We start from the raw sequence: 14,102 nt of genomic DNA, 5'->3' as shown, positions 1-14,102 counted from the left end.
GGACGCCTGGCGCCGGCGGTCGCGTCAACGCCTCACAGTCGATCGGAATGAGGAAGCGATGAGATCTTCTCTGGTCAGGGCACTCGTCACCACGAGCGCCGTCGTCGGCATCGCCGCCGGCGGTCTCGCGGGTGCGACCGCGAGCGTGGCGGCCCCCCAGCAGGCCACCAAGCCCGCGGTCAGCAGCCCGCATGCCGCCATCCTCGCGGTGAACAACCTCGGCCTGGACGCGGCCCATGCCAGGAACTGGCAGAGCTGCCTGAACGCGTGGGGCTTCAACGCCGGTACCGAGGACGGACAGCTGGGCACCAACAGCTGGAAGGCGGCCCAGCGGATGCTCAACGCCTGGGGCTACAACGCCGGCACCGTCGACGGGGCCGTCGGGCCCAACACGATCACGGCGCTGCAGAAGTTCCTGAACGCCGTCGGCTTCAACGCCGGAACTCCCGACGGTATCGCCGGACCGCAGACCAGGAATGCGTTCTGGAATTACAACGACACTGGCTGCTGAGCCAATCCTGAACACCGTTTCCCGGACCCCGGTCGGCCAGCAGGCCAGCCGGCCGGCCGGGGTCCGGGAGGCGTGTCAGCGAAGTCCGGCGAAAAGGTCCTTCTCAGGTACGGTCGCGCCGGTGGTGTCCCGGACGCGTACGAAGGTCTCCATGCCCATCAGCTCGCCGAACCGCTCCTTGCCCATCCTGAGGAAGAAGATGTTCTCGCCCTGGCTGGCGTGCGCGGCCAGCGCGTCGAACTTCTGACCGCTGAACTCGGTGGTGTCCACCCACGTGGAGATCTCGTCGTCGGGGAGGCCGATCTCGGCCAGCGCGGCGGCCTCGGCGGGATCCGGCTCCGGCATGTCCTCCTGGAACTCACGCATGGTCTCGCCGAACTGCTGCATCTTCGAGCGGGGCATCGTCGTCCAGTACACCTTCGGTGTCAGGTCGGTCAGCTCCAGCGCCGCCATGGTGATGCGGTGGGCCTGGATGTGGTCGGGGTGGCCGTAGAAGCCGTTCTCGTCGTAGGTGACGACCACGTCGGGCCGGTAGTGCCGCATGAGTTCCGCGAGCCGGGCGGCGCCTTCCTCCACCGGGGTCTGCCAGAAGGAATGGGGGGCGTCGTTGCTCGGCCAGCCCATCATCCCGGAGTCGGCGTAGTCCAGCATCTCCAGGTCGCTGATCTTCAGGACCCCACAGCTCGCCTCGAGTTCCTGCCGGCGCAGCAGGGCGACCGCCGCCGGATCGTGCCCGGGCTCGCCCGGCTTGACGCCCCCGGGTCCGTCACCGCAACCGCCGTCGGTACATGTCACCAGAACCGTGCGTATGCCCTCCGCCGCGTACCGCGCGAGGACCCCGCCGGTTCCGGTGGCCTCGTCGTCGGGGTGGGCGTGTACTGCCATGAGCGTCAAGGGCCGGTCAGTCATGAAGTCAGTCCTCCTGCGGAAACACGTATTGATCCAATGATCCAGGTGGGCCCGTACGGCGCTGGTCCCTCGTCGGTGCAACCGTGCCGACCGGACCGACTGTTCCCGGCGCGGCCGTCCGGCTTCCGGGTGCGGGCCGGCGGCCGATGGCCCGCGAGGTGCGCCCAGGACACGAATGGACCCTCGCCTTCACCCCATTTGCGCTGATTGGGGAACGCCAAGGGTGCAATAGCCCTCCTTCTGTGTGAAGGAAACCGCACGGGTAGGGAAATCGGGTATCAACCGGTATGGGTCTGACCAGCGAGACGACTGTGTATGTGATGGCGGCCCTCGCCGTCGTGGGTGTGGCACTGCTGGTCTGGTCGTGGCCACGCTTCGCCCGGCAGGGACTGTGGCAGGTGCTGGGACGACTGGTGGCCATCGGGACGACCCAGGTGGTGATCATCGCGGCGTTCGCGTGCTGGCTGAACTCGTCGTACCAGTTCTTCGGATCGTGGGGCGAACTCTTCGGCCGCGTCGAGACCGCCCCCGTAGGGGTGACACAGGCGGGGGAGGCCGGCGTCACCGGCGGAGTCGGTACGGCGAGCGACGTCGCCCTGAAGGGGGCGCTGGTGCAGCCGGCCACCGACGAGCAGCTGAGCCAGGTCAGCGGACTGCCCACCGGTCCTGCCGCGGTGAGCGGGCGAGTGGAGTCCGTGAAGATCATCGGACGCCGCACCGGCGTGGTCGACCCGGCCTTCGTCTACCTGCCGCCGCAGTACTTCCAGAAGGCGTACCAACGGCAGCGTTTCCCGGTGATCGTGGCGCTCAGCGGTTACCCGGGCAGCATCTTCAACCTCGCGCAGCATCTGCGGGTGCCCCAGATCGCCGGTGAGTTGCAGAAGAGCGGTCGGATGCAGCCGACCGTCATGGTGATGATCCGGCCGACGATCGCCCCGCCGCGCGACACCGAGTGCGTGAACGTACCGGGCGGCCCGCAGACCGAGACCTTCCTGGCCAGGGATCTGCCCGACGCCCTGAAGTCCGCCTACCGGGTGGGCCGTGCCGCCAGCGCCTGGGGCGTCATGGGCTACTCCTCCGGCGGCAGCTGCGCCCTTCAGCTGACGATGCGCGATCCCCAGGTGTACACGACGGCCGCCGCCCTGTCGCCCGACTACAAGGTCAAGGACGACCCGACGACCGGCAACCTCTTCGGCAGCGGACCGGACCGCGCCGAGCGGAGCAACGGCCACGACCTGATGTGGAGGCTGCGGCACCTGCCGGTTCCCCAGGTCTCCGTACTGGTCGCCGAGAGCAAGCACGGTGAACGCGGCTATCCGCAGACGCAGGCGTTCATTCGAGCCGTCAGGGCACCCATGCGCGTCGTGTCGATCCTGCCCGAGCACGGCAGCCACAACTTCCCGACCTGGGTGCAGGAGATGCCCCCGGCCCTGCAGTGGATGAGCCAGCAGCTGACGTTCCCCCAGGACGCCGTGCCCCGCCACCACAAGAAGGGGCCAGTACTGCCGTGACTCACCCGCCTCACCCCTCGTAGACCGTCCCCGCTTCGACGAAGCAAAGAGAGTTCCCCCAGGGGTCGTCGACGTAGAACGACCGCTCGCCCCATGGCCGTACGGCGATCTCACCGGCCGAGGCTCCGTACACGTCCTCGGTCGACAGGCATCCCAGCCCTCGAGCGCGCTCGAACACGTCGCCGAGGCTTCGGACGGTGAAGTACAGCGATTTCGGCAGCCGGTTGACGGCGCTGTGGCCGGAGACATCGAGCACCTGCAGAGTGACCGCACCGCAGGTGAAGTAGCACCGCGCGCCCGCCTGTCTGCGGCCGGTCGTGCCGAGCAGGGTCGAGTAGAAGGTGACCGCCTCGTCGAGGTTCGCGACCTCGACGTTGAGGCGGAACAGGATCGGGTCGTCGTTGGTCATGGGCTGTTCCTAGTCGTCTCGTCGTCAGACGTCGGCCGTGACGCGCCGGTCTCGCGGATCAGCCCCAGCCAGTCGGCGACCAGGTCCACGCGCGGCCGGTTCACACGGTAGGTCCGCGTCCGTCCATGGCGTTCGTACGTCACCAGGCCGGCGTCCACCATCACCTGCAGGTGCCTGCTGGTGGTCGGCCAGGCATGCTCAAACATCCGCGCGATCTCGCCCGCACCCATCGCCCCGCCCTCGAAGTGCAGGGTGATCAGGATCTGCCGACGGGCCGGATGGGCGAGCGCGGCGAAGACACGGTCGTAGACGGCCGAGTCCGCACCGCCGGTGTCTCTGTCCACGGACAATACTTAGCATGCTCGCTAAATGTCTTCAACCCGGCCGAAGCGTGCCCTTTATCCATGCGTGGTTACGCGGGAGTTGGACTCACCGGCAGGCCAACTCCACCTGGTTGCACGTGTCTTGTTGTACGGAAGGGGCGGAATTTGTGCGAATGCCGTGCGAGGAGGTGACAGGGTGTTCGAATGTGCTGCATTTGGTGCGTCGGGGGAGCCCGGGACCCGTGGGGTGCCCGGGGTACTGACCATGAGGAGGAACTGAAGTGATCCGTGTCTCGCGCGTGACGGCCGCTGTGACAGCGGTCCTCGCGCTGGCGCTGGCGTCGCCGGGAACGGCGCAGGCCTCGCCGGAACCGGAGCCCGGGCGGCCGACCGCTCCCGTGTCTCCGGGGCTTCCCGAGGGCTGGCTGACCACCGGTTCCGGGAACTCGGCGGAGCTCGTATGGCGCTCGCCCGAGAAGGTGCCGGTGGGTGATGCCCAGGTCGAGTTCCTCAGCGGGGAACGGCTGTTGGGCACCCCCAGACCCGCCGCGGACGGACGCACCTTCCGGCTTCCGCTCGACGGGGTGCGCCTCGGCAGGACGGACGATCTGCGGGTCGAGGCCGCAGGCCGCCGGCTGGACGCGGCCGGAGTGAACGCCGCGGCCCGTGAGCGCCGTAGCGCCGGCAGCTCGTCGGGTCCCTCGCGGCTGCCCCGGGCGGCGAACGTGAACAAGGTCGACCCCGGCGTGGCCGGCTCGTTCCGTACGACCAGCGGCGAGTACACCCTGCCGTCGGTCCATCTGCCCGGCTACGACACCGACGTGGAGATGAAGGCCGTGGTGGTCGCCCCCGAGGGCGCCACCGGCAGCCGCCCGCTCGCGCTGTTCCTGCACGGGCGCCACGTCACCTGCTTCAAGGGCGACGACTCCACCCTCGAATGGCCGTGCCCGGCCGACTACGAGCCGGTGCCGAGCTACCGCGGCTACCTGCACGACCAGCAACTCCTGGCCTCCCAGGGCTATGTGACGGTCTCGATCTCGGCCAACTCCGTCAACGCCCAGGACTGGCAGGCCGACGACGCCGGCGCCCAGGCCCGCTCCTCGCTGGTACGGCTGCACCTGGCCCACTGGGCGGACTGGGCCGCCGACCCGTCCACGGCCCCCGAGGTCGTACGACGGGCACCCCGCGCCGACCTCGGCCGGGTGCTGCTGGTGGGCCACTCCCGTGGCGGTGAGGGCGTCGACCGGGCCGCGCTGGACAGCCTCACCCCACCGCCCGCCGACCAGGACGGCTACGACGGTCCGACCCGCTGGAAGATACGCGGAACCGTCCTCATAGGCCCCACGATCTTCGGCCAGAACCCCGCACCCGACGTGCCGTCCGTGACGATCCTGCCGGGCTGCGACGGAGACGTCATCGACCTCCAGGGCGAGTACTACGTCGACGGCACCCGAGGGGTCAGCCGCGGCAGGGCCCTGCACAGCGCGGTCTACATGACGGGCGCCAACCACAACTACTTCAACACCGAGTGGACCCCCGGCCAGGCCACCGCACCGTCCGGCGACGACTTCTCGTACGGCGGCGACGAGCACGACCCGCTGTGCTCGCCGGGCACCGCCACCCGGCTCACGGCCGAGCAGCAGCAGAAGGCGGGCTCGACGTACATAGCCGCTGCGGCCCGGCTGTTCGTCGCCGGTGACGACCGGGTCCGCCCGCTGCTCGACGGATCCGGCGCGCGCGCCGCCTCCGCCGGACCCGCCCGCGTCCTCACCCACGCCGTCGGCGCCGCCCGCTCGGGTACGTTCCTTCCCGGCTCCTCCGCCACCGTCACCGGCGGCCGGCTGTGCGCCCAGGTGGACCCGGACCCGAAGGTCTCCTGCCTGGACCCCGCCCTCGGCACCGCTTCCCCGCACTTCACCCAGTGGCGCAGGGTGACACCCGGCAAGGAGCCGGACCGGTACGCGCTGGCCATGAACTGGAGCAGCTCCGGCACCGCCACCACGCTCAGCCCCGCCCGCCCGGTCGCCCTGTCCGGCGCGAAGTCGCTGAGCCTGCGCGTGATCGTCCCGCCGAACTCCACGGGCACCGAGCTGGACATCGCCCTCAGCGACACCTCCGGCAAGCGGGCGAACCTCGGCCGGGTCCGCGTCGACGGCGTGCCGGGCACCTCCCGTACCTCCTCCTACTGGGCGCGCGAGGTCCGCGTACCCCTGTCCCCCGAGACCGGCAAGCGCATCGACCTCGGCCAGGTGAAGACCCTGCGCCTGACCCCTCGTACCGGATCCGGGACGGCATGGCTGGTGGACGCCTACGGCTGGCGCCCCGGCACCCCCGTCGTCGAGCCCGCGAAACTGGCGCGCGTGGACGTCGGCCGGCTGACCGTCAAGGAGGGTGACTCCGGCTTGCGCACCTACCAGGTGCCGGTACGGGTGTCCGGGTCCGGCAGCGGCGAGGTCCGGCTGTTCGTGGCCGAGCCGGGCAGCGCCACTCCCGTCGCGCGCACGGTGAAGGTCCGGGCCGGTAGCCGCGTCGACGTACCGGTGACGGTCGAGGGCAACACCCGCTACAGCTCCGACACGAACCACCTGGTGGCCGTCAAGACCGTACGGGGCGCGGTGATCGGCTCCTACCTGGGCGGCGTCACCGCCCAGAACGACGACCCCCAGCCCACGGTGACCATGACCCCGGTCGCCGACCAGGTCACCGAGGGCCAGCCACTGGTCTGGCGCATCAGCCTCTCGGCGGTCGCCGACGTCGTCACGTGGACGGACCTGGAGCTGCTGCCCGTAGCCGACGGCCCCGAACTGTCCACCAAGGACGTCCCCGCGACGTGGCTGGACGAGAACTTCGGAGCCGCACCGGATCCGGAGCGACCGCTGTCCGCCCTGCCGAACGGCGCGCTGCTCATGGGCGAGGTACCCGCGGGCAGCCTGAGCATCGACGTGCCCGTACCCACCGTCACCGACCAGCTGACCGAGAACACGGAGTCACTTCACCTGCGCCTCTGGACCTACGACCCCGCCGGAGAGTCGGTCGAGGGCCCGCAGTTCACCGGCACGGTACGAGACGCCTCCTAGCGACGCTCGAGCCCTTATGAGTTGCCGTCGGCCTTCCCACCCCCTACGGGAAGGCCGACGGCACCGCCATCAGGAGAGCCCCGATGCCCGAAGCACGGCCCGGGCGGTCTCCTGGTCGATGCGATGTCCCAGACGCGCCACGACCGCCGCTCCCTGGCGCAGCGTTCCGCGCTCCAGGGAGCGGCGGACACCCGTGTCGACCTCGTGCCAGAGCAGCGGGTTGGCGGCGAGGACCCGGGTGTCGAGTGTCAGGCGGTGGCCGTGGACGTCCCGCAGGACGAGGTGGGAGGAGACGCCGTCGTACTGCCGTACGGCTGCCAGCACGTCCGTGTGGACCGTGTACCGGCGCCAGGGGGTGCGTACAGCCAGCCAGCCGGGTCCGGCGCTCACCCGCTGTGGGAGCAGGATGTCGCCCACGATGGCCGACAGGGTGATCCAGAGCAGGGCGCGGAGAGGCGTCAGGCTTCCCGCGTCCCAGTCGACCAGCAGGCTCATGGCGCAGAAGATCAGTGCGCAGCTCACCGCGAACCGGGCGCTGCCACGCCAGTGGCGGTCGCCGGTCGGGGCAAGCAGTCCCTTCCGTCGCATGCTGCCGACGGTAGGCGCCGTACCGGGCCCCGCGGCCGTCCCTTACGGGGTCCTGGCGCCGTACGGGTGAATCTTGACGGGGCGCTGACGCGGGCGGCCGGAGCCTCAGCCGGTGTGGACGCGCGGGCGTCTGGCCCGGTCCGGTTCCGCCTCGCGCAGGACCTCGCGGGTGACCGGGGCGACCTCGCCGTGGCCGAAGAGGAAGAAGCGGAGGAAGTTGGCGAAGGGGTTGCCCTCGGTCCACTCGAAGTAGATGTGCGGCATGCACTTGGTGGTGTCGCGGGCGTAGAGGAGAAGGGCGGCCAGCGCGTTGGGGACGGAGGAGGACTCCAGGGTCAGGACGCGGTAGCGGTTGTGCAGGACCTCGCCGCGGACCGTCAGGCCCGCCTCGAACTCGGAGGGGTCGGTGACCGTGACCTCGACGAAGACGAAGTCCTCCTGCTCGGGCAGGTCGTTGTCGTTGCGGATCTGTTCGACCTTGTCGCGGTACTCGGCCTTGTCCCGTCGCCCCGGCTCGTTGGCGATGAAGCGGATGCGCCGGTGGGACATGTCCCGGATGAAACGTTCCGCCATGTCGTCGAGCGTCACGCTCGTCACCCGGAGCTCGAAGGCGCGGGCCAGCCGGGAGGCCAGGGAGACCAGGATGATGCCGACGATGAAGCAGGCGCCGATCTTCACACCGTCGGGGCGCTCGACGACGTTGGCCCCGGTGACGTAGAGCAGGACCGCCGAGACGACTCCGAAGCCGATGGTCCAGCCCTTCTGCTCGGCGCGGCGGGCGGCGATGGTCACGGCGATCGCCGCCGAGGACATCAGCACCAGGACGCCGGTGGCGTAGGCGCCGCCCTGGGCGTCGACGTCGGCGTCGAAGAGCCAGGTGACCAGGAAGGCGATCAGGGTGAAGACGATGACCATGGGGCGCACGGCGCGGGCCCAGTGCGGGGCCATGCCGTAGCGGGGCAGGTAGCGGGGCATCAGGTTGAGCAGGCCGGCCATCGCGGAGGCGCCGGCGAACCACAGGATGGCGATGGTCGAGACGTCGTAGACCGTCCCGAAGGTGTTCCCGAGGTACTCGTGCGAGAGATACGCCAGCGCACGGCCGTTGGCCTGGCCGCCCGACTCGAACTCCTTCTCCGGGATGAGCACCGTCGTGATGAAGCTCGTCGCGATCAGGAACACGCTCATGATCAGCGCGGCGGCCGTGAGGAGCTTCTTGGTGTCCCGGATGCGGCCCTTCGGGTTCTCCTCCGTGTCGCCGGGGTCGCCCTGGACGTGCGGCATCACGGCGACGCCGGTCTCGAAGCCGGAGAGGCCGAGGGCGAGCTTGGGGAAGACGAGCAGGGAGACGCCGATCATGGCGAAGACGTTGCCGTGCTCGGTGGTCAGGGCGCTGGACCAGTCGGTGACCACGTGGCCCTCGGTGAGCACGTGGTACATGCCGACGATCACGACCACGGTGTTGAGCCCCAGGTACGCCACGACCAGTGCGACGGCGACGCCGATCGCCTCCAGGAAGCCCTTGAGGAACACCGCGCCCAGCAGGGCCACCAGGACCAGGGTGATGATCATCTGTTGCCCGTGCAGCGTGCCGGTCAGGTGCGGGTTCTCGATCAGGTGTGTGGAGGCGTCGGCGGCCGACAGGGTGATGGTGATCAGGAAGTCGGTGGCGGCGAAGCCGAGCAGGGTCAGGACGAACAGCTTGCCCTGCCAGAACGACAGCAGCCGCTCCAGCATGGAGATCGACCCCTCGCCGTGCGGGCTCTCCTCCGCGACACGGCGGTACACGGGCAGGACGCCGGCCAGGGTGACCACGACCAGGACGACGGTGGCGACCGGGGAGAGGAGGCCGGCGGCGAGGGCCGCGATGCCCGGCTGGTAGCCGAGGGTGGAGAAGTAGTCGACCCCGGTCAGGCACATCACCCGCCACCAGCGCTGGCCCTTGTGCGGGGGCTCCGGCTCGGCGTGGGGCCCGGTGTGGCCACCCTGGCGGCCCATGTCGGACAGGCCCTGCAACATCCACGTTCGCAGTCGGCTCTGCGGCGGGCCCTCGGCGGTGTCCATCGACGTGCTCTCCCGGTGTGCGGCTCGGCGTGGGGTTTCGGCCATCACACAGACGGCGAGATCAGCGTAAGCGGAGAGTGACGCCCGGGCCATGGGAGATCACTGCGTGTGCGTCAAGGGTCCGTTAAGACCGGCCGGATGCGGGTCGCCGGCAGAGCGGGGCGGGTCTGGCGGCGGGCTGAAGGCCGGCGGGCGGTAGGCGGAAGCGGCCGCGTCGGAGACGACGGCCGGCTGCTCGACGAGGTGGGCGACGAGTGGGCGACGAGTGGGCGACGAGTCCGCGCGGTGGCCGTCCGCTACCCGACCGAGTGGGATCCCGGGGTGCCGCTGGTCCGGCTGGCCTGTGAGCGCCGCTCGCTCGGCCGCCCCATCGCCGCGTACGTCCGTGAGGTCGCGGTGGCCGAGCCGGGCACGTGGGTCACCGTGCTGGTCCCGGAGACCGAGCCGGAGCGGCTGTGACAGCGGCTGCCGCAGAACCAGCGGGGCGCGGTCGTCGCGCACGCGGTGCGGCGGGAGACCGACGTCGTGATCTGCCGACTGCGCTTCCGGCTGCCCTGATGTGCCCGGCGCCACTTGTCCCGGTGGGCGTCGGCGCAGGCGCCGTAAGAGTCGCGTCAAGGGAGTGGAGGCCGCCGTAAGGGACCCGTCAAATGCGGCCGAATCCGGCCCGGGGCGGGGTTTCCTCGAATCGTCCGATCCGCTTGCGCGATCCGTTCGCGGATTTCTGAACCTTCTCTAGGAGCTCGCGATGGCCGACGTGGCCTTCGTCGTCACCACGATCGCGGTTTTCGCGCTGGTGGCCCTCGTCGCCAAGGGGGTGACGAAGCTGTGACCGCCGAGACCATCGTCGGCCTCGTCGTGGCCGTCGCCCTGCTGGGCTATCTCGTCCTCGCCCTGATCTTCCCGGAGAGGTTCTGAGCCACGACATGGGTCCCGTACTCGCAGGCTTCCTCCAACTGCTCGCTCTGACGGGCGCGCTGGCGCTCGCCTACGTCCCCCTCGGCAACTACATGGCCAAGGTCTACTCCTCCGACAGGCACTGGCGGGTCGAGAAGTGGATCTACAAGGGCATCGGTGCCAATCCCGATGCGGAGATGCGCTGGTCGGCGTATCTGCGCGGGGTCCTGGCCTTCTCCGCGGTCAGCGTCCTCTTCCTCTATCTGATGCAGCGGCTCCAGGGCGTACTGCCGGGTTCGCTCGGCTTCTCCTCGATCGAGCCGGCGCAGGCGTTCAACACGGCCGCGTCCTTCGTGACGAACACCAACTGGCAGTCGTACTACGGCGAGCAGGCCATGGGCCACGTCGTGCAGACCGCCGGCCTCGCCGTGCAGAACTTCGTCTCCGCGGCCGTCGGCATCGCCGTCGCCGTGGCCCTCGTACGAGGGTTCGCGCGGTCCCGGACCGGTGAGCTGGGCAACTTCTGGTCCGACCTGGTGCGTGGGGTCACCCGCATCCTGCTGCCCGGTGCGTTCATCGCGGCGATCGTGCTGGTGGCGTGTGGCGTCATCCAGAACTTCTCCGGCATCCATGAGGTGGGTCAGTTCGTAGGGGGCTCGCAGCAGTGGAACGGCGGGGCGGTCGCCTCGCAGGAGGCCATCAAGGAGTTCGGGACCAACGGCGGTGGCTACTTCAACGCCAACTCGGCTCATCCGTTCGAGAATCCGACGCCCTTCACCAACCTCTTCGAGATCTTCCTGCTGTTGGTGATCCCGTTCTCCCTGACCCGGACCTTCGGAGTGATGGTCGGCTCGGTCAGGCAGGGGTACGCGATCCTCGCGACCATGGCGACGATCTGGCTGGGCTTCGTCGTCCTGATGATGTGGACCGAGTTCGCGCACCACGGTCCGGCGCTCCAGGCGGCCGGCGGCGCGCTGGAGGGCAAGGAGGTCCGGTTCGGCGTCGGCTCGTCGTCGATCTTCGCGGTGTCGACCACGCTCACCTCGACCGGCGCGGTGGACTCCTTCCACTCCTCGTTCACCGGCCTCGGCGGCGGGATCGCGATGCTGGGCATGATGCTGGGCGAGATCGCGCCCGGCGGCACCGGCTCCGGCCTCTACGGCATGCTGATCATGGCGGTCATCGCGGTGTTCATCGCCGGGCTCATGGTCGGCCGGACGCCCGAGTACCTCGGCAAGAAGATCGGCACCCGCGAGATCAAGCTCGCGGCCTGCTACATCCTCGTCACGCCGGCCCTGGTACTGATCTTCACCGCGGCCTCGATGGCCCTGCGGACACCGCCGAACTCGATGCTCAACTCCGGTGCGCACGGGTTCTCCGAGGTGCTGTACGCCTTCACGTCCGCGTCGAACAACAACGGCTCGGCCTTCGCGGGCCTGAACGCGAACACCGACTGGTACAACACGATGACCGGTCTGGCGATGATCCTCGGCCGCTTCCTGCCCATGATCTTCGTGCTGGCGCTGGCGGGCTCGCTCGCCGAGCAGAAGCCGGTCCCGGTCACCGCGGGCACGCTGCGTACCGAAAAGCCGCTGTTCACCGGGCTGTTGGTGGGCGCGATCCTCATCATCACCGGTCTGACGTACTTCCCGGCACTCGCGCTGGGCCCGCTGGCCGAGGGGCTGGCGTCATGACCACCGACACGCAGAAGCACGAGGACTCCATGTCCACTCCCACCCTGGCGCCCCACCAGGACGCGCCGACAGGTCACAAGGCGCCCGAAGGACGGGTCGGCGCGGGCCTGTTCGACCCCAAGCAGCTCGTGAAGTCCCTGCCGGACGCCTGCCGCAAGCTCGATCCGCGGGTGATGGTCAAGTCGCCCGTGATGTTCGTGGTGCTGGTCGGGTCCGTGCTGACGACGGTCTTCTCCTTCAAGGACCCGGGCGACTGGTTCGGCTGGACCATCAGCGCCTGGCTCTGGCTGACCGTGATCTTCGCCAACCTCGCGGAGGCGGTGGCCGAGGGCCGAGGCAAGGCGCAGGCCGAGACCCTGCGCAGGGCCAAGACCGACACCGTCGCCCGCCGGCTCACCGGCGACACCGAAGAGCAGGTTCCCGGCACCGAGTTGAGGATCGGTGACCTGGTCGTCTGCGAGGCCGGGGACATCATCCCCGGCGACGGTGACGTGGCCGAGGGTGTCGCCTCCGTGGACGAGTCGGCGATCACCGGTGAATCGGCGCCGGTCATCCGCGAGTCCGGCGGCGACCGCAGCGCCGTCACCGGCGGTACGAAGGTCCTCTCCGACCGGATCGTCGTCAGGATCACGACGAAGCCCGGCGAGACCTTCATCGACCGCATGATCAACCTGGTCGAGGGCGCGGCCCGGCAGAAGACACCGAACGAGATCGCGCTGAACATCCTGCTCGCGTCCCTCACCATCGTCTTCCTGCTCGCGGTGGCCACGCTGCCGCCGTTCGCCGACTACGCGGGCACCCACCTGACGATGGTCGTGCTGGTGGCGCTGCTGGTCTGTCTGATCCCGACCACGATCGGCGCGCTCCTCTCCGCGATCGGCATCGCGGGCATGGACCGGCTGGTCCAGCGCAACGTACTGGCCATGTCGGGCAGGGCAGTTGAAGCCGCCGGTGACGTCTCGACCCTGCTGCTCGACAAGACGGGCACCATCACGCTCGGCAACCGTCAGGCCTCGGAGTTCGTGCCGGTGAACGGCACCACGGAGGCCGAACTCGCGGACGCGGCCCAGCTGTCGTCGCTGGCCGACGAGACGCCCGAGGGCCGCTCGATCGTCGTACTGGCGAAGGAGACGTACGGCCTGCGCGAGCGTGAGCAGGGCGAGTTGGCCGGTGCCGAGTGGATCGCCTTCACCGCCCAGACCCGCATGTCGGGTGTGGACGTCGACGGCAGGAAGATCCGCAAGGGCGCCGCCGGTTCAGTCGTCACCTGGGTCACCGAGCAGGGCGGCGAAGTCGCCCAGGACGCCCAGGAGTTGACCGACCGGATCTCCGGGGCCGGTGGTACCCCGTTGCTGGTCGCGGTCGAAGACGCCGAAGGTGCCCGGGTGTTGGGGGTCATCCACCTCAAGGACGTCGTCAAGGAGGGCATGCGGGAGCGGTTCGACGAGCTGCGCCGGATGGGCATCAGGACGGTCATGATCACGGGCGACAACCCGCTGACCGCCAAGGCGATCGCCGAGGAGGCGGGCGTCGACGACTTCCTCGCGGAGGCCACTCCCGAGGACAAGATGGCCCTCATCAAGCGAGAGCAGGCGGGCGGCAAGCTCGTCGCGATGACCGGCGACGGGACGAACGACGCGCCGGCGCTGGCCCAGGCCGACGTGGGCGTGGCCATGAACACGGGCACGTCGGCGGCGAAGGAGGCCGGCAACATGGTCGACCTCGACTCGAACCCGACGAAACTGATCGAGATCGTCGAGATCGGCAAGCAACTCCTCATCACCCGGGGCGCGTTGACGACGTTCTCCATCGCCAACGACGTCGCGAAGTACTTCGCGATCATCCCGGCGCTGTTCGCGGCCGTCTACCCGGGCCTGGACAAGCTCAACATCATGCACCTGTCCTCGCCCGACTCCGCGATCCTCTCGGCGGTCGTCTTCAACGCGCTGATCATCATCGCGCTGGTCCCGCTGGCCCTGAAGGGTGTGCGGTACCGGCCGATGAGCGCGGACAGGATGCTGCGCCGCAACCTCACGATCTACGGCGTCGGCGGGCTGATCGCGCCCTTCATCGGCATCAAGGTCATCGACCTGCTCATCTCACTCATCCCCGGGCTGTAGTT

At 69.4% G+C, this 14,102-nt stretch carries 11 protein-coding genes and 1 pseudogene; 7 read left to right on the top strand and 5 right to left on the bottom strand.

From position 1 onward, the window contains the following. Window positions 1–58: 58 nt before the first annotated feature. The gene (locus tag OG241_RS27345; RefSeq protein WP_405818797.1) at window positions 59–511 is read left to right on the top strand and encodes a peptidoglycan-binding protein; all 453 of its coding nucleotides are present in this window, start codon (window positions 59–61) and stop codon (window positions 509–511) included. A gap of 75 nt (window positions 512–586) precedes the next feature. Here the strand turns inward: OG241_RS27345 and OG241_RS27340 are convergent, their stop codons facing one another. Next, window positions 587–1,420: a PIG-L family deacetylase gene (locus tag OG241_RS27340; protein WP_405818796.1), complete on the bottom strand. Its 834-nt coding sequence runs from the start codon at window positions 1,418–1,420 to the stop codon at window positions 587–589. A 287-nt stretch (window positions 1,421–1,707) separates the two neighbouring features. On the opposite strand from OG241_RS27340, the gene OG241_RS27335 reads away from it, so the two are divergent. After that, window positions 1,708–2,931 (top strand): alpha/beta hydrolase, encoded by a 1,224-nt coding sequence (locus OG241_RS27335; RefSeq protein WP_405818794.1) that lies wholly within the window; start codon window positions 1,708–1,710, stop codon window positions 2,929–2,931. A gap of 10 nt (window positions 2,932–2,941) precedes the next feature. On the opposite strand, the gene OG241_RS27330 is transcribed toward OG241_RS27335, so the two are convergent. Further along, window positions 2,942–3,340, bottom strand: a complete 399-nt coding sequence (locus tag OG241_RS27330; RefSeq protein WP_405818793.1) for a VOC family protein — start codon at window positions 3,338–3,340, stop codon at window positions 2,942–2,944. Next, window positions 3,337–3,684 (bottom strand): ArsR/SmtB family transcription factor, encoded by a 348-nt coding sequence (locus OG241_RS27325; RefSeq protein WP_405818791.1) that lies wholly within the window; start codon window positions 3,682–3,684, stop codon window positions 3,337–3,339. The genes OG241_RS27330 and OG241_RS27325 overlap by 4 nt, the downstream gene beginning before the upstream one ends. A gap of 260 nt (window positions 3,685–3,944) precedes the next feature. Here OG241_RS27325 and OG241_RS27320 point away from each other — a divergent pair, with 260 nt between their 5' ends. Then, window positions 3,945–6,740 (top strand): alpha/beta hydrolase family protein, encoded by a 2,796-nt coding sequence (locus OG241_RS27320; RefSeq protein ID WP_405818789.1) that lies wholly within the window; start codon window positions 3,945–3,947, stop codon window positions 6,738–6,740. 69 nt (window positions 6,741–6,809) lie between these two features. Here OG241_RS27320 and OG241_RS27315 read toward each other — a convergent pair whose 3' ends face one another. After that, entirely contained in the window at window positions 6,810–7,328 is a 519-nt protein-coding gene (locus OG241_RS27315; protein ID WP_405818787.1) for a hypothetical protein, read from the bottom strand. 105 nt (window positions 7,329–7,433) lie between these two features. Beyond that, entirely contained in the window at window positions 7,434–9,389 is a 1,956-nt protein-coding gene (locus OG241_RS27310; protein ID WP_405818786.1) for an amino acid transporter, read from the bottom strand. Between the two features lie 228 nt (window positions 9,390–9,617). On the opposite strand from OG241_RS27310, the pseudogene OG241_RS27305 reads away from it, so the two are divergent. The 4 genes and pseudogenes from OG241_RS27305 to kdpB all read left to right on the top strand — a co-directional run. Next, window positions 9,618–9,947 (top strand): annotated as a pseudogene (locus OG241_RS27305) (amino acid permease); the annotation flags it as partial. A 270-nt stretch (window positions 9,948–10,217) separates the two neighbouring features. Continuing rightward, window positions 10,218–10,307 carry a K(+)-transporting ATPase subunit F gene (gene kdpF, locus OG241_RS27300; protein WP_389108052.1) on the top strand — a complete coding sequence of 30 codons (90 nt, stop codon included), beginning with the start codon at window positions 10,218–10,220 and terminating at the stop codon, window positions 10,305–10,307. Between the two features lie 8 nt (window positions 10,308–10,315). Further along, entirely contained in the window at window positions 10,316–11,980 is a 1,665-nt protein-coding gene (gene kdpA, locus OG241_RS27295) for a potassium-transporting ATPase subunit KdpA (protein WP_405818784.1), read from the top strand. Further along, window positions 11,977–14,100, top strand: a complete 2,124-nt coding sequence (gene kdpB / locus OG241_RS27290; RefSeq protein WP_405818782.1) for a potassium-transporting ATPase subunit KdpB — start codon at window positions 11,977–11,979, stop codon at window positions 14,098–14,100. Before kdpA ends, kdpB begins: the two co-directional genes overlap by 4 nt. Window positions 14,101–14,102 lie beyond the last annotated feature (2 nt).

It is taken from the genome of Streptomyces sp. NBC_01390, assembly GCF_045040105.1.
Taxonomy (GTDB): domain Bacteria; phylum Actinomycetota; class Actinomycetes; order Streptomycetales; family Streptomycetaceae; genus Streptomyces.
Note: the sequence above shows the minus strand (reverse complement) of the source record. Positions and strands in the feature narration are given on the sequence as shown.

What these genes read in the sequence shown, in the direction of transcription:
- OG241_RS27345 (WP_405818797.1), top strand. Translation starts at nt 59, where the DNA reads ATGAGATCTTCTCTGGTCAGGGCACTCGTCACCACGAGCGCCGTCGTC.
- OG241_RS27335 (WP_405818794.1), top strand. Translation starts at nt 1,708, where the DNA reads ATGGGTCTGACCAGCGAGACGACTGTGTATGTGATGGCGGCCCTCGCC.
- OG241_RS27310 (WP_405818786.1), bottom strand. Translation starts at nt 9,389, where the DNA reads ATGGACACCGCCGAGGGCCCGCCGCAGAGCCGACTGCGAACGTGGATG.
- kdpA (WP_405818784.1), top strand. Translation starts at nt 10,316, where the DNA reads ATGGGTCCCGTACTCGCAGGCTTCCTCCAACTGCTCGCTCTGACGGGC.
- OG241_RS27315 (WP_405818787.1), bottom strand. Translation starts at nt 7,328, where the DNA reads ATGCGACGGAAGGGACTGCTTGCCCCGACCGGCGACCGCCACTGGCGT.
- kdpB (WP_405818782.1), top strand. Translation starts at nt 11,977, where the DNA reads ATGACCACCGACACGCAGAAGCACGAGGACTCCATGTCCACTCCCACC.
- OG241_RS27340 (WP_405818796.1), bottom strand. Translation starts at nt 1,420, where the DNA reads ATGACTGACCGGCCCTTGACGCTCATGGCAGTACACGCCCACCCCGAC.
- OG241_RS27330 (WP_405818793.1), bottom strand. Translation starts at nt 3,340, where the DNA reads ATGACCAACGACGACCCGATCCTGTTCCGCCTCAACGTCGAGGTCGCG.